19 protein-coding genes are annotated in these 19743 nt (G+C 72.2%); 12 read left to right on the top strand and 7 right to left on the bottom strand.

What is annotated here, in order from left to right:
* Window positions 1-458: 458 nt before the first annotated feature.
* The 6 genes from ACZ499_RS20625 to ACZ499_RS20600 all read left to right on the top strand — a co-directional run bounded on the left by ACZ499_RS20625 (window position 459) and on the right by ACZ499_RS20600 (window position 7482).
* The gene (locus ACZ499_RS20625; protein ID WP_468676818.1) at window positions 459-1712 is read left to right on the top strand and encodes a prenyltransferase/squalene oxidase repeat-containing protein; all 1254 of its coding nucleotides are present in this window, start codon (window positions 459-461) and stop codon (window positions 1710-1712) included.
* Window positions 1709-2368, top strand: a complete 660-nt coding sequence (locus ACZ499_RS20620) for an SCO2322 family protein (protein ID WP_468676816.1) — start codon at window positions 1709-1711, stop codon at window positions 2366-2368. Before ACZ499_RS20625 ends, ACZ499_RS20620 begins: the two co-directional genes overlap by 4 nt.
* 423 nt (window positions 2369-2791) lie before the next feature.
* The gene (locus ACZ499_RS20615; RefSeq protein WP_468676838.1) at window positions 2792-3865 is read left to right on the top strand and encodes an energy-coupling factor transporter transmembrane component T; all 1074 of its coding nucleotides are present in this window, start codon (window positions 2792-2794) and stop codon (window positions 3863-3865) included.
* Complete coding sequence (locus ACZ499_RS20610) at window positions 3862-5859, top strand: ABC transporter ATP-binding protein (protein ID WP_468676814.1); 1998 nt, start codon at window positions 3862-3864, stop codon at window positions 5857-5859. Before ACZ499_RS20615 ends, ACZ499_RS20610 begins: the two co-directional genes overlap by 4 nt.
* The gene (locus ACZ499_RS20605; protein WP_468676812.1) at window positions 5856-6743 is read left to right on the top strand and encodes an ECF transporter S component; all 888 of its coding nucleotides are present in this window, start codon (window positions 5856-5858) and stop codon (window positions 6741-6743) included. Before ACZ499_RS20610 ends, ACZ499_RS20605 begins: the two co-directional genes overlap by 4 nt.
* A 313-nt stretch (window positions 6744-7056) precedes the next feature.
* Entirely contained in the window at window positions 7057-7482 is a 426-nt protein-coding gene (locus tag ACZ499_RS20600) for an aggregation-promoting factor C-terminal-like domain-containing protein (RefSeq protein ID WP_468676811.1), read from the top strand.
* Between the two features lie 183 nt (window positions 7483-7665).
* Here ACZ499_RS20600 and ACZ499_RS20595 read toward each other — a convergent pair whose 3' ends face one another.
* Entirely contained in the window at window positions 7666-8835 is a 1170-nt protein-coding gene (locus ACZ499_RS20595; protein ID WP_371652455.1) for a steroid 3-ketoacyl-CoA thiolase, read from the bottom strand.
* 261 nt (window positions 8836-9096) lie between these two features.
* On the opposite strand from ACZ499_RS20595, the gene ACZ499_RS20590 reads away from it, so the two are divergent.
* Window positions 9097-10338, top strand: a complete 1242-nt coding sequence (locus tag ACZ499_RS20590; RefSeq protein WP_468676836.1) for a cytochrome P450 — start codon at window positions 9097-9099, stop codon at window positions 10336-10338.
* A gap of 3 nt (window positions 10339-10341) precedes the next feature.
* Here ACZ499_RS20590 and ACZ499_RS20585 read toward each other — a convergent pair whose 3' ends face one another.
* Window positions 10342-10602: a DUF397 domain-containing protein gene (locus tag ACZ499_RS20585; RefSeq protein WP_468676809.1), complete on the bottom strand. Its 261-nt coding sequence runs from the start codon at window positions 10600-10602 to the stop codon at window positions 10342-10344.
* The gene (locus ACZ499_RS20580; RefSeq protein ID WP_468676808.1) at window positions 10562-11410 is read right to left on the bottom strand and encodes a helix-turn-helix domain-containing protein; all 849 of its coding nucleotides are present in this window, start codon (window positions 11408-11410) and stop codon (window positions 10562-10564) included. The genes ACZ499_RS20585 and ACZ499_RS20580 overlap by 41 nt, the downstream gene beginning before the upstream one ends.
* A gap of 118 nt (window positions 11411-11528) precedes the next feature.
* On the opposite strand from ACZ499_RS20580, the gene ACZ499_RS20575 reads away from it, so the two are divergent.
* Window positions 11529-11963: an ATP-binding protein gene (locus tag ACZ499_RS20575; protein ID WP_468676834.1), complete on the top strand. Its 435-nt coding sequence runs from the start codon at window positions 11529-11531 to the stop codon at window positions 11961-11963.
* On the opposite strand, the gene ACZ499_RS20570 is transcribed toward ACZ499_RS20575, so the two are convergent.
* Complete coding sequence (locus ACZ499_RS20570) at window positions 11922-13202, bottom strand: M48 family metalloprotease (protein WP_468676805.1); 1281 nt, start codon at window positions 13200-13202, stop codon at window positions 11922-11924. The genes ACZ499_RS20575 and ACZ499_RS20570 overlap by 42 nt on opposite strands.
* Window positions 13203-13359: 157 nt before the next feature.
* On the opposite strand from ACZ499_RS20570, the gene ACZ499_RS20565 reads away from it, so the two are divergent.
* Window positions 13360-14061: a pyridoxamine 5'-phosphate oxidase family protein gene (locus ACZ499_RS20565; RefSeq protein ID WP_468676804.1), complete on the top strand. Its 702-nt coding sequence runs from the start codon at window positions 13360-13362 to the stop codon at window positions 14059-14061.
* Here ACZ499_RS20565 and ACZ499_RS20560 read toward each other — a convergent pair.
* Window positions 13965-16034, bottom strand: coding sequence for a bifunctional glycosyltransferase 87/phosphatase PAP2 family protein (locus ACZ499_RS20560; protein WP_468676803.1), 2070 nt, complete (start codon window positions 16032-16034; stop codon window positions 13965-13967). The two genes, ACZ499_RS20565 and ACZ499_RS20560, sit on opposite strands and share 97 nt — an antisense overlap.
* Window positions 16035-16320: 286 nt before the next feature.
* Between ACZ499_RS20560 and ACZ499_RS20555 the strand changes: the two genes are divergently transcribed.
* Both ACZ499_RS20555 and ACZ499_RS20550 read left to right on the top strand, forming a co-directional pair.
* Window positions 16321-17472 (top strand): DUF2330 domain-containing protein, encoded by a 1152-nt coding sequence (locus tag ACZ499_RS20555; RefSeq protein ID WP_468676800.1) that lies wholly within the window; start codon window positions 16321-16323, stop codon window positions 17470-17472.
* A 130-nt stretch (window positions 17473-17602) separates the two neighbouring features.
* Window positions 17603-17932: an antibiotic biosynthesis monooxygenase family protein gene (locus ACZ499_RS20550; RefSeq protein WP_468676798.1), complete on the top strand. Its 330-nt coding sequence runs from the start codon at window positions 17603-17605 to the stop codon at window positions 17930-17932.
* A gap of 87 nt (window positions 17933-18019) precedes the next feature.
* Here the strand turns inward: ACZ499_RS20550 and ACZ499_RS20545 are convergent, their stop codons facing one another.
* Together ACZ499_RS20545 and ACZ499_RS20540 are read right to left on the bottom strand one after the other, a co-directional pair.
* Complete coding sequence (locus ACZ499_RS20545; RefSeq protein ID WP_468676796.1) at window positions 18020-18523, bottom strand: hypothetical protein; 504 nt, start codon at window positions 18521-18523, stop codon at window positions 18020-18022.
* On the bottom strand, window positions 18523-19125 hold the full coding sequence (locus ACZ499_RS20540) for a hypothetical protein (RefSeq protein WP_468412279.1): 603 nt from the start codon (window positions 19123-19125) through the stop codon (window positions 18523-18525). Before ACZ499_RS20540 ends, ACZ499_RS20545 begins: the two co-directional genes overlap by 1 nt.
* 89 nt (window positions 19126-19214) lie before the next feature.
* On the opposite strand from ACZ499_RS20540, the gene ACZ499_RS20535 reads away from it, so the two are divergent.
* Window positions 19215-19718, top strand: a complete 504-nt coding sequence (locus ACZ499_RS20535; RefSeq protein WP_468412277.1) for a GNAT family N-acetyltransferase — start codon at window positions 19215-19217, stop codon at window positions 19716-19718.
* The last annotated feature ends 25 nt before the right edge of the window (window positions 19719-19743 follow it).

The following is a 19743-nucleotide window of genomic DNA, read 5'->3' as shown; positions in this document are numbered from 1 at the left end:
AGGGGCGCGGGGAACTGCGCGACCAGCCCCCACCGGTCCGCAGACGACGAACCCGGCCGCCCGGCTGAGGGCTCTCGGGAAGGGGCGGGGTGGGGATACGCCCGCCGCAGGCGGAGCAGCCGCCCCGCGGACACAAGTCGGCCCGGGCGGGGCCCCGGCAGGGGGGCCCGGCCGGGAACACGGCGGCCGGTACAGTGGGCGCGTCGTCCATGACCGTACGGGGGGAATCCGGCGCTGCCCCTTCCCCGGGCTCTCGACTCCGCTCGAACAGGGGAGACCCCAATCCGTAAGCCCGCCCAGACCACGGCGCGCAAGCCGGATCGCCCCGACGGACATGACCGGCTCAACGGTCACGGCAAGCCGCCGATGACCGGCCCCGTCGAGGTACACGGAGCCGGAGCCGGCGTGCCCCCGCGCCCGCCTGCCGCCCGGCCCCCGCAGGAGAGGCACCGCCCGCCATGACCGTACGCCGCTGCGCCGCAGCGCTCGCCGCCGCCACCGTCGTCCTCGGCGCCGCCGCCCCGGCCGCCTTCGCCGACGGCACGGCGCCGTCCTCCTCCCCCGCCGCGACCCTCCCGCAGGGGCTGTACGGGACGAAGGACCCCGCGTACGACGGCGTCTGGCGGCAGTCGCTCGCCCTGCTCGCCCAGAGCACGGTCGGCGTGAAGCCCGCCGCGCAGGCGGTGACGTGGCTGACCGGGCAGCAGTGCGACACCGGCGCGTTCGCCTCGTACCGCCTCGACGCCACCAAGCCGTGCGACGCGAAGACGACGCTCGACACCAACGCCACGGCCGCCGCCGTCCAGGCCCTCGTGGGCCTCGGCGACCGCACCGACGCCGTGAAGAAGGGCGTCTCCTGGCTGAAGACCGTGCAGAACGACGACGGCGGCTGGGCCTACAACCCCGGCGGCAAGAGCGACGCCAACTCCACCTCCGTCGTGATCGGCGCCCTCGCCGCCGCCGGTGAGAAGCCCGCCGACGCCAAGTCCGCCAAGGGCGGCAAGTCGCCGCTGGACGCGCTGCTCACGTTCGCGATGCCGTGCGACAGCACGCCGGGCTCGGGCGCGTTCGCGTACCAGCCGGACCTCAAGACCGCGAAGCTGTACGCGAACGCCGACGCCAGCGCCGCCGCCGTGACCGCCTCGTACGGCAAGGGCCTCGCCGCCACCGCCGGCAACCCCGACGCCAAGGGCACCACCTGCGAGAAGGCGGCCACGCCGGAGCAGGCCGCGCACAACGGCGCCGCGTACCTGGCCAGGACCATGGCCAAGTCGGGCCACCTCAACTCCGCGATGCCGGGCGCCGAGAGCCAGCCCGACTACGGCAACACCGCCGACGCCGTCGTCGCCCTCGCCGCCGACGGCCAGGAGGCCCAGGCCAAGGCGTCCCTGCAGTGGCTGGAGAAGAACGCGTCCGGCTGGGCCAAGGAGAACGGCCCGGCCGCCTACGCCCAGCTCCTCCTCGCCGCGAACGCCACCGGCGCCGACCCGAGGAACTTCGGCGGCGCGGACCTGGTGTCCCAGCTGAACGCCACGGGCCCGACCCCGGCGGGAACGCAGGCAGCCGACCAGAGCAAGTCGGCGGCCGAGTCCGACGAGAAGAAGGACGACTCCTCCGGCATGTCCGTGTGGTGGATCGTCGGCGTGTTCTTCGTGGCGAGCGTGGGCGTCGGCTTCCTGGTGAGCGCGCGCAAGAAGAACGCGCAGAAGTGAAGCCGCACCGCCTCTCGGCCGTCACCGGCCTCGCCCTCGCGCTGACGCTCGGCGCGGGGGCGGTGGCGGGATCCGCCGAGGCGTCGGGGTACCGGTACTGGTCGTTCTGGGACCGCCAGGGCACGGCCTGGACGTACGCCACCCAGGGCCCGGCCACCGCGCACCCCTCGGACGGCGACGTCCAGGGCTTCCGCTTCGCGGTCAGCGCGGACTCCAAGGACGCGGCGACCCCGCGTTCGGCGCCGACGTTCGCGGAGGTGTGCGCGTCGACGCCCGCGAAACCGGGCCGCAAGCGGGTCGCCCTGGCCCTCGACTTCGGCACCCCGCAGGACGCCCCGGGCGGCGAGACGCCCCCGGCGGCGCGTACGGCGTGCGCGCAGGTCCCCGAGGACGCGACGACGGCGGACGCCCTGGCCGCGGTGGCCAAGCCGCTCCGCTACAACAGCGCGGCCCTGCTCTGTGCGATCGCGGGCTACCCGCGCACGGGCTGCGGCGAACAGGTATCGGGCAAGACGGACACCTCGAAGCCCGCCGAGCAGTCGGCCAAGAAGACGTCCGACTCCGGCCCGTCCCTGGGCCTGATGGCAGGCATCGCGGCGATCGTGACGCTGGCCGCAGCAGCAGTCTGGCAATCCCGCCGCCGCCACCGCGACTGACCACGCCACCAGATGCCCACCAACGACGATCTCCCGCAGCCGCCAACGGCGCCCCACGGGGAGCCCCGCCCGACCGCCACGGGCGGCACTCCCACCCACGCACCCCAGCCGCCGACGACGCCGGGCCCCCACGGGGAGCCCCGCACCTGCCCGCCCACTCGCACGGGCGGAGCGGATGGTGGGTACGACAACCCGGCCGAAGGCCGGGTGCCCGCCCACGGCCCGCATCCGCCGACGGCGACCGCCCCCCGCAGAGGGCCCCGCACGGGCGGTGCGGGTGGGAACACCGGCCCGGCCGAAGGCAGGGCGTACCCACGACGGCCCGCGGCCGACACCCGCCGCACCCCACGGCCCGCGGCCAACCGAAGCCGCACCCCGAGGCGCGTAGCATCCCGTACCCCCTACGCCACCCGAGCCAACGCCCTGCACCCAGGCGCGTGGTGGCTCTGGGCCATAGGTCTGGCCACCGCCGCGTCCCGCACCACCAACCCCCTCCTCCTCGCCCTGCTCGTCGCCGTCGCCGGCTACGTCGTCGCCGCGCGCAGGACCGACGCCCCCTGGGCCCGCTCGTACACCGCCTTCGTCAAGCTCGGCCTCGCCGTCGTCGCCATCCGGCTCGTCTTCAACGTCGCCCTCGGCTCGCCGATCCCCGGCACCCACACGCTCCTCACGCTCCCCGAGGCCCCCCTCCCGGAGTGGGCGAAGGGCATCCGTATCGGCGGCCGCGTCACCGCCGAGGGCATGCTCTTCGCGCTGTACGACGGCGCCCGGCTCGCCACCCTCCTCATCTGCGTCGGCGCCGCGAACGCCCTCGCCAACCCGGCCCGCCTCCTCAAGTCCCTCCCGGGCGCCCTGTACGAGGCGGGCGTGGCCGTCGTCGTCGCGATGACGTTCGCGCCGAACATGGTCGCCGACGTCGCACGGCTGAGGACCGTCCGCCGTCTGCGCGGCCGCCCCACCGGCGGCATCAAGGCGATCCTCCAGATCGGCCTGCCGGTCCTGGAGGGCGCCCTGGAGCGCTCGGTCGCCGTCGCCGCCTCGATGGACGCCCGAGGTTACGGCCGCACCGCGCACGTACCGCCCGCCGTCCGCCACACCACCACCGTCCTCACCCTCGGCGGACTCCTCGGCGTCTGCGCCGGTACGTACGGACTCCTCGCCGCCGAAGGCGCCCGCTACGGCCTGCCCGTCCTGCTCACCGGCCTCGCCGCCGCCCTCGCGGGCCTGCGCCTGGGTGGCCGCCGCTCGGTCCGCACCCGTTACCGTCCCGACCGCTGGGGCGCCCGCGCCTGGCTGGTGGCCGGTTCCGGCGCGGCGGTGGCGGCCGCGATGATCTGGGCGGGTACGTACGCACCGGACGCCCTGCACCCGGGCGTGGTCCCGCTCACCGCCCCCACGTTCCCCCTCTGGCCCGCCCTCGCCACCCTCCTCGGCCTGCTCCCGGCCTTCGTGACCCCCGCGCCCCAGACGCCCCAGGCACCCCAGGAGTCAAAATGATCCACTTCGAAGAGGTGTCGGTCACCTACGAGGGCCACGCCACCCCCACCATCCAGCAGGTCCAACTCACCGTCCCCGAGGGCGAGTTGGTCCTCCTCGTCGGCCCCTCCGGAGTCGGCAAGTCGACGCTCCTCGGTACGGTCTCGGGCCTGGTCCCCCACTTCACCGGCGGCACCCTGCGCGGCCAAGTGACGGTCGACGGCCGCGACACCCGTACCCACAGGCCGCGCGAACTCGCCGACCTGGTCGGCACGGTGGGCCAGGACCCGCTCGCCCACTTCGTCACCGACACGGTCGAGGACGAGCTGGCGTACGGCATGGAGTCGCTGGGCCTCGCCCCGCACGTGATGCGCCGCCGCGTCGAGGAGACCCTCGACCTGCTGGGCCTCGCGGACCTCCGCGACCGCCCGATCGCCACGCTCTCCGGCGGCCAGCAGCAGCGCGTGGCGATCGGCTCCGTCCTGACCCCGCACCCCAAGGTCCTGGTCCTGGACGAGCCGACGTCGGCGCTCGACCCGGCGGCGGCGGAGGAGGTCCTGTCCGTACTGCAAAGGCTGGTCCACGACCTCGGCACGACGGTACTGATGGCGGAGCACCGCCTGGAGCGCGTGATCCAGTACGCCGACCGCGTCCTCCTCCTCCCGTCCCCGTCCGCGCCCCCGGTCCTGGGCACCCCCGCGGAAATCATGGCGATCTCCCCGGTACACCCCCCGGTGGTGACCCTGGGCCGCCTGGCGGGCTGGCACCCCCTCCCCCTGTCGGTACGGGATGCCCGCCGCCGGGCACACGACCTCCGGGCCCACCTGGCAACAAAGGCTCCGCACGACGACTCCAGCAAGCCGCACGATCCGCAGCCGCCGACGGCGAACGCGCCCCACGGACAGCCCCGCACCGACGCACCCCCCGCCACGGGCGGCACTCCCACCCACTCGCCGCAGCCGCCGACGGCGCCGGCCCCCCACGGGAAGACCCGCACCAGCGCTCCCACTCGCACAGGCGGAGCGGGTGGAAACGACAACCCGGCAGAAGGCCGGGTGCCCACCGCGGCCCCGCACCCGCCGACGGCGACCACCCCCCACGGCAAGACCCGCACCAGCGCTCCCACTCGCACAGGCGGAGCGGGTGGAAACGACAACCCGGCAGAAGGCCGGGTGCCCACCCACCGGCCCGCGCTGGAAAACACCAGCCGCCTCCGCGCAGCGCTCCGCCTCCGCCGAGGCACGAAGGCAACCCCCGCCGCGACGGCAACCGCCACCATCAAAGCCCTCGGCGTACGCCGAGCCCGTATAGACGCCCTGCGCCACATCACCCTCACCGTCACCCCCGGCGAAACCCTCGCCCTCATGGGGCGGAACGGCGCCGGCAAGTCCACCCTCCTCAACACCCTCGTCGGCATGATCGAGCCCACCACCGGCACGGTGACCGTCAACGGCCGCACCCCGCACTGCACACCCCCGCGCGAGCTGATCCGCGAGGTCGGCCTCGTACCGCAGGAGCCGCGCGACCTGCTGTACGCGGACACGGTCGGGGCCGAGTGCGCGGCGGCCGACGCAGACGCCGAGGCGACCCCCGGCACCTGCCGCGACCTCGTCTCCGCCCTGCTGCCCGGCGTGCCCGACGCCACCCACCCCCGTGACCTCTCCGAGGGCCAGCGCCTCGCCCTCGCGCTGGCGATCGTGCTGACCGGCCGCCCCCCGCTGCTCCTGCTGGACGAGCCGACCCGCGGTCTGGACTACGCGGCGAAGGCGCGTCTCGCGGACGTGCTGCGGGACCTCGCCGCCGAGGGCCACGCGATCGTCCTGGCCACGCACGACGTGGAGCTGGCCGCGGAGATCGCCCACCGGGTGGTGATCCTGGCCGACGGCGAGGTGGTCGCGGACGGCCCGACGGCCGACGTGGTCGTCTCCTCGCCCTCCTACGCCCCCCAGGTCTCCAAGATCCTGGCCCCGGACCCGTGGCTCACGGTCACCCAGGTACGCGAGGCCCTGGCATGACGGCGCCACCCCGAACAACACACGGGCCCCACACCCCCCAGGCAAAGGCCGTCCGCCTGGGCCCGCGCGGGGTCGTCGCCCTCGCCCTCATCACCCTCGTCGGCGTCGCCGCCTTCGGCTGGCCCCTCCTCGCGGACGAGGATTCCGGGCTCGCCCACTCCCAGGACGCCCCCTGGCTCTTCGCCGCGCTCCTGCCCCTCCTCGTCGGTGTGGTCGTCGCCACCATCGCGGACGAGGACGACGGCATGGACGCCAAGGCCGTCGCCATGCTCGGCGTCCTCGCGGCGGTCGGCGCCGCCCTGCGCCCGCTGGGCGCGGGCACGGCCGGCCTGGAGCCGATGTTCTTCCTGATGGTGCTGAGCGGCCGCGTCCTCGGCCCGGGCTTCGGCTTCGTGCTCGGCTCGGTCACGATGTTCGCGTCCGCCCTGCTCACGGGGGGTGTCGGCCCCTGGATGCCGTTCCAGATGCTGGCGATGGGCTGGTTCACCATGGGCGCCGGGCTGCTCCCGGGCCGGCACCGCCTCCGGGGCCGGGGCGAGCTGGCGATGCTCGCGCTGTACGGCTTCGCGGCGTCCTTCGCGTACGGCACGGTCATGAACCTTCAGGGCTGGACGTACATCGGCGGTATGTCGTCCGGCATCTCCTTCCACCCGGGCGACCCGCTGGGCGAGAACCTCCTGCGCTTCGCCGCGTACTGCGCGACCACCTCGCTGGGCTGGGACCTGGGCCGGGCGGTGCTCACGACGGTCCTGACGTTCACGCTCGGCTCGACCGTGCTGAAGGCACTCCGCAGGGCCACCCGGCGCGCCGCCTTCGAGGCCCAGGTCACATTCGACGGGTCCCCCTCGGAGGCCCAGGTCACATCCGGGCGGCCCCCGGGGTGAGGCCCCCCACAGGACCCACGTCACATACGACCCGGATTAGTTGCTTTATACGGCCTATATAAAGCCATAAATAACCCTTCCGACCAGCCGTTTCCCCTGCACCCCCCACCCGGGGCGTTCCACCCCGGATGCGAGGACCACTAGTAACAGGGGTCGTTGCATCGGCTCCTCGGGGTGGCTAAAACTGGTGCAGTCGCCGGGCACCGCCTGGCCCGTCACCCGGGCCGCGGAAGCCCTCGCAGGACGAAAAACCCTTGCTCCTCCCGGGAGTTCATGTGGCTCTCCGGAGCTGCCACCTGCTCCGCGACAGCCCATGCCCCCGAAGTTAGGACTCTCTGTGTCGTTCGCCGCCCGTCTCATCGCCCGCAAGAAGTCGATCGCCGCCGGTGGTGCCACGCTGCTCGCCGCTGCCGGTATCGCGATGGCCGCCGTTCCCGCCCAGGCCGCCCCCATGGGCGCCCAGGACGTGGCGAAGAAGATGATCCCGAGCGCCGCCCAGTTCCAGTGCTTCAGCAACATCGTCAACCACGAGTCCGGCTGGAACATCCACGCGTCCAACCCGTCCAGCGGTGCGTACGGCCTGGTCCAGGCGCTGCCCGGCAACAAGATGGCCACCAAGGGCTCCGACTGGCAGACCAACCCCGCCACCCAGATCGCGTGGGGCCTGGACTACATGAACTCGCGCTACGGCAGCCCGTGTGGCGCCTGGAACTTCTGGCAGCAGAACAGCTGGTACTGAGCCACCAGCTGAGCACAGGCAACGCGAAGCTCCCCGGTAGGAACGCCTACCGAGGGGGCTTCTCCCGTTTGTCCGGGCGGCTGGTTCTCTGTCCGCGGACCGTGCTGGGTCGCTCGCACAGTTCCACACGCTCCGCAGCCGACGCACCCCCGGAGGATTCGAGGAGGGGGCGGGGGGTGGGTGCTACAGCCGCTGCAGGATCGTCGCCGTCGCCAGCGCACCCCCCGCACACATCGTCACCAGCGCGAACTCCCGGTCACGCCGTTCCAGCTCGTGCAGGGCCGTCGTAATAAGGCGGGCGCCCGTGGAGCCGACGGGGTGGCCCAGGGCTATGGCGCCGCCGTTGACGTTCACCTTGTCCAGGTCCTGGTCGAAGACCTGGGCCCAGCTGAGGACCACCGACGCGAACGCCTCGTTGATCTCGACGAGGTCGATGTCCCGCAGCGACATCCCGGCCTTGCCGAGCACCGCCCTCGTCGCGTCGATCGGCCCGTCGAGGTGGAAGTGCGGGTCGGCCCCCACCAGCGCCTGCGCCACGATCCGCGCCCGGGGCCGCAGCTTGAGCGCCCGTGCCATCCGCTTGGACGCCCACATGATCGCGGCCGCGCCGTCGGAGATCTGGGAGGAGTTCCCGGCCGTGTGCACGGCGGTCGGCATGACGGGCTTCAGCCCGGCCAGCGCCTCCATCGACGTGTCCCGCAGGCCCTCGTCCCGGTCGACGAGCCGCCACATGCCCTGCCCGGCCGCCTGCTCCTCATCGGTCGTGGGCACCTGCACCGCGAACGTCTCCCGCTTGAACCGCTCCTCGGCCCACGCCACGCCCGCCCGCTCCTGCGAGAGCAGCCCGAGCGAGTCGACCCGCTCCCGCGTCAGCCCCCGGTGGCGCGCGATCCGCTCCGCCGCCTCGAACTGGTTGGGCAGGTCCACGTTCCACTCGTCCGGGAACGGCTTCCCGGGCCCGTGCTTGGACCCCGACCCCAGCGGCACCCGCGACATCGCCTCCACTCCGCAGCTGATGCCCACGTCCACGACGCCCGCCGCGATCATGTTGGCGACCATGTGGCTGGCCTGCTGGGACGACCCGCACTGGCAGTCGACGGTGGTCGCCGCCGTCTCGTACGGCAGCCCCATCGCCAGCCACGCGTTGCGCGCGGGGTTCATGGACTGCTCGCCGGCGTGCGTGACCGTGCCTCCGACGATCTGCTCCACGCAGTCCGCGTGGATCCCGGTCCGCCCGAGCAGCTCGCGGTAGGTCTCGCCGAGCAGATAGGCGGGGTGGAGATTGGCGAGCGCACCTCCGCGCTTGCCGATCGGCGTGCGTACGGCTTCGACGATGACGGGTTCCGCGGCCATGAGCTCGTCCTCTCCCTCGCACAGTCGCCGGGGCCTCCCGGAGCCGCCGCGACCGAACCGGTCCGGAACTAGTACGCGTTCTAGTTCCGTATGCAGTCTGGTGAGCCTTACCCCCGGTACGCAAGGGTTGTGCACGCACCCGCACACTCCCGCACCCGCAATCAACCACCCCCACACCCTTGCGACTTGTAGAACCCGTTACTACCTTTCAGTCAAATTCTGATGGGTCGTCAGACAAGTGCCGTCGAGATGGAGCTGCCGATGCGCTGCCCCCACCTGCCCGAGGGGTTCGACTTCACCGACCCCGACCTGCTCCAGGACCGCGTCCCGCACCCGGAGTTCGCCGAGGCACGGCAGACCGCCCCGGTCTTCTGGTGCCCGCAGCCGCACGGCCTCGCCGGCTTCGGCGACGACGGCTACTGGGTGGTGACCCGGCACGCCGACGTCAAGTACGTCTCCACGCACCCGGAGCTGTTCTCCTCCACCACCAACACCGCCGTCATCCGCTTCAAAGAGAACATCACCCGCGACCAGATCGAGGTCCAGCGGCTGATCATGCTGAACATGGACCCGCCGGAGCACACCCGGGTCCGCCAGATCGTCCAGCGCGGCTTCACGCCACGCGCGATCCGCTCCCTCGAAGGCGCCCTGCGCGACCGCGCCCGCCGGATAGTCGACACGGCCCTCGCGGCCTCCGAGGGCCACGACTCCTTCGACTTCGTCACCAACATCGCGGTGGAGCTGCCGCTCCAGGCGATCGCGGAACTCATCGGCGTACCGCAGGAGGACCGCGCGAAGATCTTCGACTGGTCCAACAAGATGGCGGCGTACGACGATCCCGAGTACGCCATCACCGAGGAGATCGGCGCCGAGGCGGCCATGGAGATCGTGAGTTACGCGATGAACCTCGCGGCGGCGCGCAAGGAGTGCCCGGCGAAGGACATCGTCTCGACGCTGGTCGCGGCGGAGGGCGAAGGCAACCTGCTGGCCGACGAGTTCGGCTTCTTCGTCATCCTGCTCGCGGTGGCGGGCAACGAGACGACCCGCAACGCCATCAGCCACGGCATGCACGCGTTCCTCACCCACCGCGACCAGTGGGAGCTCTACAAGCGCGAGCGCCCCGAGACGGCGGCGGAGGAGATCGTGCGCTGGGCGACGCCGGTGGTGTCCTTCCAGCGTACGGCGACCCAGGACACGGAGCTGGGCGGCCAGAAGATCAAGGCGGGCGACCGGGTCGGCCTGTTCTACTCGTCGGCCAACAACGACCCCGAACTCTTCGACGAGCCCGAGAAGTTCGACATCCTCCGCGACCCGAACCCGCACCTCGGCTTCGGCGGCGGAGGCCCGCACTTCTGCCTCGGCAAGTCGCTCGCGGTCCTCGAAATCAACCTGATCTTCAACGCGATTGCCGACGCCCTGCCGAACCTGACACTGGCGGGCGACCCGCGCCGCCTGCGCTCGGCGTGGCTGAACGGCATCAAGGAGCTACAGGTGAGCCCGTGAGCCTTACAGCTGCCGTACGAAGTCGCTGAAGGCGGCGGGGTCGAAGCGGAGGGCGGGGCCGTGGGGGTTCTTGGAGTCGCGGACGGCGACGGCGTGAGGGAGGGCGGCGATTTCTACGCAGGAGCCGCCCTGGTCACCGCTGTGCGAGGACTTGCGCCACTCGGCGCCACCGAGTGGCACGCACTCCACGCAGGAGCCGCCCTGGTCACTGCTGTAGCTGGACTTACGCCACCGGGCGCGGCTCAGATTCAGGTGGCTCCCCATACCGTTCCTCCATCGCGTGCCGGATCAGCTTCACCGAGTCCTGGATGGACAGGGCGGCGGCTTGGAGGTGATCGTAACGGAGCGAGCAGTTCTTGACCGTGTCCGGGTTGGCAGTTGGATGACCAGCTCCGTAGCCCTCGGTGTAGACGATGGCGGGGTCTGAGCCGAAGCGGAAGAGGTCAAACGGGCCGGTCAGTCCGGCATGCGCTCCGACCTCGTACGGCAGGATCTGAATGTTCACCTTCGGGTTGCTCTCGAAGGACAACAGCCGTTCCAATTGCCCGCGCATGACCTCGTCGCCGCCGATCTCCTGATACAACGCGGCCTCGCCGATGATCGCCCACAGGACCGGCGCGTGATCCTTCTCCAAGATGCGCTGCCGAGCCAGCCGGACCGCCGTACGGTCGTCCAAGTTGGTTTGATCCAGCGTGCCGAGCACGGCGCGCGCGTACGACGGAGTCTGCAAGAGCCCGTGGATCAGGTGCGTATGGAATGTGTTGATCTCAATCGCCCGCGCCTCCAGCTCAGCAACTTGCTGAAACCAAGCAGGAAGTTGACTTCGCAGCACCAGCGGCAGGAGCCGCGACAGGAGCCCGCCCGTGCCCAGCGCGATGTCCGCGCGTTCGCTGAAATCGGACGTCGGTAGCTTTCGGGCCGTTTCGATCTGGCCGATCAGCGAGCCCGTGTACGAGATGATCGCGCCCAGTTGCTTCTGGGTGAGCCCGCTCGCCTCGCGGTAGCGGCGCAGCTCGTAGCCGTAATAGTCGAGCGGCGAGGCGCTCGGGTCGAGGACGTTGATGTGGACCACGGCGGGTACCCCCTCGTGCTCAACTCCGCTTACTTCCAAGCGGGTTGTATTCGTGCCGTAGCCGAGAGTAGCCATCGCGCGTCACGATCGTACCGTGAACGACAATACCCAGTACGGCATGCGCTTCACGGTCGGCGTGCACTCCGCCCGCCATGTCCGCAGGATCGTCCGTACGCACCTCGACTTCTGGGCCATGTCCGACCTCGTGGACGCGGCCGAACTCGCCGTGACGGAGCTGCTCGCCAACGTGGTGCGCCATGTGCCCGACCGCTACTGCGAGTTGAGCATCCACCGCCGGCCGCACGGCGTGCGCGTCGAGGTGTCGGACAGATTCCCGCAGCTCCCCCTGCCGCTCACCGCGTCGGACAAGGACGAGTCCGGGCGCGGGCTCGTCCTCCTGGACGCGGTGGTCGACAAGTGGGGCGTCTCCCCGGGCCCGGGGAGAGCCGGGAAGACGGTGTGGTTCGAGTGCGCCACCGCCGACAGCACCGACGGCGCCGCCGCCGATGACTCACCCCGCGTAGTCGCGGATCACCCGTCGCGCCACGCGTGAGCGGGGGCCCGCGAGCTCGGCGTCGATCGCGGCGGTGGAGTCGTCGGTCGGGCGGACGGCGGCCGGGTGCGGTGCGGCCGCCTCGGCCAGGCGCCTGCGGCGCAGATGGGTCGGCGGGTGGGTCGAGTCGACGGCGTGGCCGCGCAGGGCGGCGGCCCGGCGCAGGCGCTCGTACTCCCGCTCCGGTACGGCTCCGATGTGCTCGGCGAGCCGGTCCCACAGGCCCCGCTCGGCCTCGTCGCGCGACAGGCTCCCGCGGCCCTGGGTCTGCGCGGCGACCGACTCGCGGCGCAGCTCAAGGGCCACCGAGCCGGTGACCAGAACCTTGTCCATCAGCTCCACGGCCGCGTCGGTCGAGGCGGCCCGGGCGGCGGCCTCGTCCGCGAGGTACTCGGCGCGCTGGGCCGCGCGGAGGGTGAGCTGGTCCAGCAGGACCAGCACGCCGTACACCGCCCATCTCGGCACGGCCATAAGGTAGTTGGCGAACCGCTCGGTCATGGTCGGGCACGGCTTGGGCGACAGGAAGTAGACCCACAGGGCGAGCGAGCGCAGCGCGTTGTGGACGATCGCGCTGTGCCGGGTGTCGCCGTTGGCGTAGTGGCCCAGCTCGTGACCGAGGAGGGCGACGCGCTGGCGGGGAGTCAGCACCTCCCAGAGGCCGAGCCCCAGCCGGAGCACCCGGCGCTGCCGGATTCCGTACGTGCTGACCGAGGCGTTGGCGTCGGCCTCGATCACCACCGCGTCCACCCCGCGCGTCCCGACCACGGCCGCGACCTCGTCGATCAGGCCGAACAGGTGCGGCGCGTCGGCCCGGAGCAGCACCGGCTCCTCCCCGGCCGTGGGCAGCGAGCCGAAGCGGGGCCGGAGCACGAAGGCGATGCCCAGGAGCAGAGCGCCGAGCGCCCAGCCGCTGAACGTGCCGATGCCGCTCACGAGGACCACCGCCCCCGCGACGGCGAGGCCGAGCGTGACGGCGTGCACGAGCAGCGCCAGCGCCCCGGCCAGGACACTGAACGTGCCCTTGTGGGCACGGCCGTCGACTCCCTCCGCGAACAGCTGCTCGCCGTGCCGCCGCGCGAGTTGCCGCCGCAGCGCCTCCAGCCGCCCCTCGGGCGCTTCCGGCGAGCCCGGATCGACGTTCCAGCCGCACTCGGCGCACCACGTCACGAACCTCGGGTCGACGGGTACGTTCTGGCCGCAGTCCGGGCAGAGCTTCGCCGCCGGTCTTTCGGTCTGCACGATTCTTTTTCCTCCCCTGGCGGCCCCTCCCCAGGAGCCGCGTCCGATGCCGGGCGGGCGACCGCCGACGAGGCAGGGTAACTCTCACCTCTTGATTGCCCGCATGGCGACTGAAACAGTTGAGAAAGAACGCAATATCAACTGGATCGGTGGGGAAATGAGCACTCAGGAACAGAATCAGCAGCATCCGGCCCGACTGGCCGTCACCGAGAGGACCCGGCACCGGCGGCTTCGGGAGCAGGGCAGTACCGAGGTGGCGGACCTCGACGCGGTACTCCGGGGCGGGTTCGTCTGCCATCTCGGGGTCGTCGTCGACGGGGCGCCCATGGTCGTACCGACCGTGTACGGCGTGGACTTCGACGCCCGTACCCTCTACGTCCACGGCTCCGTCGCCAGCCGCAGCCTCGTCCAGGCGCCCGCGCGGACCGTCTGCGTCACCGTGACGCACATCGACGGGCTGGTCCTCGCGCGGTCCGTCTTCGAGCACGGGGTGAACTACCGCAGTGCCATGGTCTACGGGGTGCCCCGGGCCGTCACGGACGGGGACGAACTGCTGCACGGGCTGCGGATCGTGACCGAGCAGTGCGCGCCGGGGCAGTGGGAGTACGCGCGGCAGCCCAGCCGCAAGGAGCTCGCCGCCACCTCGCTGCTCGCGCTGCCGCTCACCGAGGCGTCCGTGAAGACGGCGTCCGGCCCGCCCGAGGACGGGGACGGGCCGGACGGTGAGCTCGGGCTGTGGGCCGGGGTGGTGCCGGTGCGGAGCTACTTCGACGCGCCGGAGCCCGACCCCGTTCTGCCCGCCGGCATCGCCTTGCCGCGCCATGTCGCCGCTCTGGGCGCGGGCAGCTCCGGCAGCTGAATGCGGCGCGGGCCCGCCAGCACGTACACCAGGGCGAAGCCCGCGCCGACGACCGTCGCGCCGCCTATCGCGTCGAGCACCCAGTGGTTGGCGGTGGCGGTGATCGCGCAGACCGTGAAGAGCGGGTGGAGCATGCCCAGCGCCTTCATCCACAGTTTGGGTGCCACCACCGCGATCACGATGCCGCACCACAGCGACCAGCCGAAGTGGAGGCTGGGCATCGCCGCGTACTGGTTGGTGACCTGTGTCATCGCCCCGTAGTCCGGGTTGGCCAGATCCTGCGGGCCGTGGACGGTGTCGATGAAGTCCATGCCCGGCATCAGGCGCGGCGGGGCGAGCGGGAAGAACCAGAAGCCGACCAGGCCGAGCAGCGTGGCGAAGCCCAGGGCCGCGCGCGCCCAGCGGTAGTCCGCCGGGCGGCGCACATAGAGGACGGCCAGGATCGTCAGCGGCGCCACGAAGTGGAACGACTCGTAGTAGAAGTCGAGGAACGACTCCAGCCACTTGACGTGCTGGATCGAGTGGTTGGCCCAGTGCTCGATGTCGATGTGGAGCGCGCGCTCGATCGACGCGATGGTCCGGCCGTGCGCCTCGGCCGTCTCGCGCCCGGCGGTGGCCTCCAGCCGGATGTGGGAGTACGCCGAGTAGCCGACGCGAATGACGAGCATTTCCAGGAGCAGGTTCGGGCGGCTGAACACCCGGCGCCAGAACGGCAGCAGCGGGATGCGGGCCCAGCGGGCCGGGACGGGCTCCGCGTACGCGGTGGGGACCGGCGCGCGGAAGTGCTCGGAGGCGCGCGGCAGGAACGGCACCAGGCAGGCCGCCGTCAGCGCCGTCAGCAGGGGAACGTTCTCGCGTAACGGGTACAGCGACGCCACGTTCGGCAGCAGCACCGCGCCCGGGAGCGTCATCACCAGGATGACGACGGCGGGCCACGCCAGGCGGTCGCGGGCCCTGGTCCCGGCCCGGCCGACCATCGCGAACAGCACCCACAGGAGCTGGTGCTGCCAGGCCGTCGGCGAGACGGCGACCGCGACGCAGCCGGTGAGGGCGACGGCGAGCAGGAGTTGGCCGTCGCGCGCGTAGCGGACGGCTCGGCGCAGCCCGAGGACGATCACGGCGACGGCGAGCACCAGGAAGAGCGCGATCTCCAGCGGCCCTTCGAGGCCGACCCGGAGCAGGGCGCCGTGCAGGGACTGGTTGGCGAGGCCGTCGGGGCGCGCGCCGAGCCCGGCGCCCGCCACGTGGTGCACCCAGTACGTCCAGGAGTCGTGCGGCATGACCGCCCAGGTCAGGGCGGTCGCGGCGGCGAAGGTGGCGGTGGTGGAGACGGCCGCGCGTCTGCGTCCGGTGAGCCAGAGCAGCGGGACGAAGAGCAGCACGGTGGGCTGGAGGGCCGCGCCGATGCCGATGAGCACCCCGCAGGCGCGCTCTCCGCGTACGGCGAAGCAGCCGAGCAGGACGAGCAGGACGGGGATGATGCTGGTCTGGCCGGTGGTGAGGGCGTTGCGGACCGGCAGCGAGAGCATCAGGAGGCTGATGGCGACGGGCGCGGCCAGCAGTGAACTGCGGCGTGAAATCGGCCCCGGCAGCGCGCGGGCGGCGACGACGCCGAGCACCGCGACGAGCAGCAGGGTGGAGAACGTCCAGGCCACTCCGAGCGCCTGCTCGGCGGAGTGCGTCAGCGGTTTGAGGACGAGCCCGGCGAAGGGGGTGCCGGTGAAGTGGTCCTGGTCGTACAGGGACCCTTTGACGTGCAGCACGCCGTTGACACCGTCGGCGCCGTTGGCCCCGGTCCAGGTCTCCAGGTCGGTGAGCCGTTCACCGGGTGGAAGGCGCAGGACGTGGGCCATCTGCCGTAACGCGAGGACGGCGGCGACCAGCCACAGCACCACCCGGGCCACGCCCATCCGGGTGTCCGCCGACCCCGAGTCCACCGTGCTGCCGCGTCCGCCGTGCTCCGTATTGGCCACGCCGCGCCGAACCTCCCACCGTTCTCAGTAAGCCCGCTGTTCGCCCGTCGTACCGGCCCCCGACTGTGGGGGCGACTGCTCAGAGCCTCGCACCACCCCACTGAGAAGACTCAGACAACCCCCACTTAGCCTGACTGTCACCGGAGTTTTGACCGGAATCGTCTTGACCGGACTCCGCAACGTACCGGAACCGGATCTGCCACAACGCCGTCGTAGATCCCGTCGACGATCTCGTCGGCGTGCGGTGTACAGACGTCGTACGGGCACTGTTACGGAAGGCGGGGGAATGCGCGGCAGGAGCGTCAGGGCGCGAACAGGGCTGATCACGGGGGCGTTGCTGGCACTCCAGCTCGGTTCGCTCGTCTCCCCCGCGTACGCGTGCGGGTGCGGCGCGATGGTCCACGGCACGGGGACGCGGCTGGCGGTACGTCAGGAGACGTCGGCGGTGCGCTGGGACGGCCGCAGCGAGCAGATCGTGATGAGTCTCACGGTCGACGGGAACGCCCCGAAGGCGGCGTGGATCATGCCGGTGCCGCACCGGGCGACGGTCACCCTGGGCGACCGCGCGCTCTTCTCCGACCTGGAGAAGGCCACGGCGCCGGTGTACAAGGACCGCGACCACTTCTGGCCGGAGGACGGCGACTGGCCGTTCGCCCGCGACCACCACTCGGTGGGCGACGGCGCGGGCCCCCCGATGGCGGCCGCGCCGCCGGTCGGCGTGGTCGACCGCCAGCGCCTGGGCCCCTTCGACGTGGCCCGCCTGACGGCCACGGACCCGGAAGCGCTGCGGAGTTGGCTGGCGAGAAACGGCTTCCAGCTCCCCCCGGCTCTCTCGACCGAGTTGCAGCCGTACGTCGCCCAGAAGTGGGAGTACGTGGCGATCCGCCTGGCCCCCGCGTCCGGCGACGGCCCCCTGACGGGCACGCTGGACCCGTTGAAGCTGACGTTCGCGAGCGACCGGTTGGTCTACCCGATGCGCCTGTCCCGCCTGGCGAAGACGCCCCAGTCCCTGAACCTGTACGTGGTGTCGGCGCACCGGATGGAGCCGGAGTCGCCGATCGGGGGCGCGAGACCGGAGGTCCTGTACGCGGGGCGGGTGCCGCAGGAGCGGGGCGAACTGGCGAAGTTCGCGGGGGTGTCGCACACCTCCGAAGGCAACACCCCGTACCTCACGGCCCTGAGCCAGTCCTTCCGGCAGCCCTCCGCGATCACGGGCGACCACGAACTGACGCGCGCCGCCGACGACACCCCGTTCCAGCGGGTCATCTGGACGGACCGCCTGATGCGGATAGCGGGCATCCCGGCGTGGCTCCTGACGGTGACCACGGCCCTGGCGGCCCTGACGACGACGGTCCTCCTGCTCGTACGCAGGGTCCTGCGACGGCGCCGCGTGGTGGTCCCGCCCGCACCGGTTGTGGTGCCGCCGCCGTTGGGGTGAGCGGGCCGCAAGGCCGCGCGCGCCCTTCACGCCGCCTTGACCACCGGGTGTAGGAGACTGCTCACACGTGATCGAGATTGAGGCGCCGTCCCGGCGCCCTCTTGATGAGAGGTGTCATGTGCCCAGCGTCGTGAAGATCAATGTTCTGAAGGTCCCGAGCGAGCAGCGCGAGGTGCTGGAGCAGCGGTTCGCCGCGCGGGCGGGTTCGGTGGAGAACTCCGACGGGTTCGAGTGGTTCGAACTGCTGCGTCCCGTCGAGGGCACCGAGGAATACCTCGTGTACACCCGCTGGCGCAGCGAGGAGGACTTCGAGAAGTGGATGGCCACCTCGATGCGCGGCTCGCACGGCGGGGGCGGCGCGGCTGAGGGCGCGGGCGGAGGCGAGCGGCCCAAGCCGGCCGCGACCGGTTCCACGTTGTGGTCGTTCGAGGTCGTGCAGCAGGCGGGGCCGAAGGGCTGAGTCGGCCCGACCCCGTAGGCCACGCGTACGGCCCGTACGCCTGGGAGTCGGCGTACGGGCCGTATGTCCTGGCGCTGCTCCGTCTCCCTAGAGCTCCAGCATGCGCTCGGTGATCTCCCGGTAGTCGCGCAGTGCGAGGCGGAGTTCCTCGGTGTCGCCCTTGTCGGGGACGGCCCGGCGGCGTTCCTTGACCAGTTCCGCGACGCGCGCGGCGGTCTCGCCCAGTACGGCGTCGGCCTCCTCCACGGCCTGCCGGGGCTCGTCGACGAAGCCGCCGACCGCCCGGTGCAGCCGCAGCGCCCACATGTCGCGCTCCTCGGTGGGGAGCAGCGGGGCGGGCTTGAGGTCGGCGGGCGGGGGCGGGGCGGGCTGGTCGGCAGCGGCTGTCGCCGGGGCGGGAGTTCGTCCGCCCGGATCGGACGCGCCCGCCGCCGCACCTGCGGCGCGTACCGCCGGGTCCGACGGGTCCACCGCCGGGTCGGAGCCGCGTATCGCCGGAGCCACCGGTCCGGCAAGAGCTCCGTCCAGGCCCGTGCCGGGTCGCGCAGTCGGCGCCCCGCCGCCCGCCGTCTCGTCCTCCTGGCGTCGCATCACACGACACTTCCCTTCGCGTGCCGTCGCGGCAGGGCCGGGCGGCGGGTGGGCTGGGCATGGCGGGGGCCCGCCGTGAGGAGTTCCTCGAACAGGCTGCGGGCCTCGATGACCGCCTCCCGGATCTCCTCGGTGTCTCCGGTGCCGCGCGCCGCGCGGTGCACCCGGCGGTAGCCGTCGAGCTGGCCCGCGTGGTGCACGGACAGCGCCGCGAGCTGGTCCTCGTACGCCTTCGCCGCCGGGAAGCCCCGTTCCTCGGCCAGCCGGGCCACCAGTTTGTCGGCCGCCTCGGCCGCCCGGCGCGGCGAGTCGACGAACTGCTCCTGGATGCCCGCCCAGCGCACGAGGTAGTGCTCGCGGACCTCGGGGGGCAGCGGGCGTTCGGTGAGCGAGCCGTGCCGCTTCAGCCGCTCGGCGAGTTCTCGCTCGGCGGCCTTGCGGTCTCCGTCGTGCAGGACGACCGCCCGTTCGTACTCGGGGCCGAAGCGCCGCCGCAGCCCGCGCCCCCCGGTCGCCGAGCCGCGCAGCGCGAACCGGACGGCGACGGCGAGCGCGGCGAGCGCGAGCACCGCGATCAGGACGACAATCACGATCGTGGACATGTCTGCCTTCCCGGTGAGTTGGTCCTTACCCGCCGTGTTGCCAGGAATTCGGTGGCCAAACGGCACCGGCGTCGGGTAGGCAGACGCCCATGAGTTGGATCATGAACCGCGAGCCCTACGACTCCCCCGACGCGGCCCTGCTCCGCCGCGAGTACTACGACGAGGTGGCGAGCCGCTGGTACGGCCGCCCGGCCACCGCCCAGGAGATCGAGGAGGGACTCACGGACGACGGCGCCGACCGACTGCGCCCGCCCCTGGGCGACTTCGTGGTCGGACGCCACGACGGAGTCGCCGGCGCCTGCGGCGGCATCCTGCTCTGCGAGACCGCCCCGGTCATCGACGGCACCGCCCCGGCCACCGCCGAGCTGACCCGCGTCTACGTACGCCCCGGCCTGCGCGGCACCGGCGGCGGCGCCGCACTCCTCACCACCCTGGAGACGGCCGCCCGCCGCCTCGGCGCCCGCCGCGTCGCCCTGGACACCCGGCACGACCTCGTCGAGGCCCGCGCGTTGTACGCGCGCAACGGCTACCGCGAGATCGAGCCGTACGCCCAACGCGCTTACGCGGAACGGTGGTTCGCGAAGGAGCTGTGAGGGGCGTCACCCCCACGGGGCAGTG

The sequence above is a fragment of the Streptomyces sp. NPDC031265 genome, assembly GCF_055570295.1.
The sequence above is the reverse complement of the archived record's forward strand: the minus strand, read 5'-3'. Positions and strand labels throughout refer to the sequence as shown.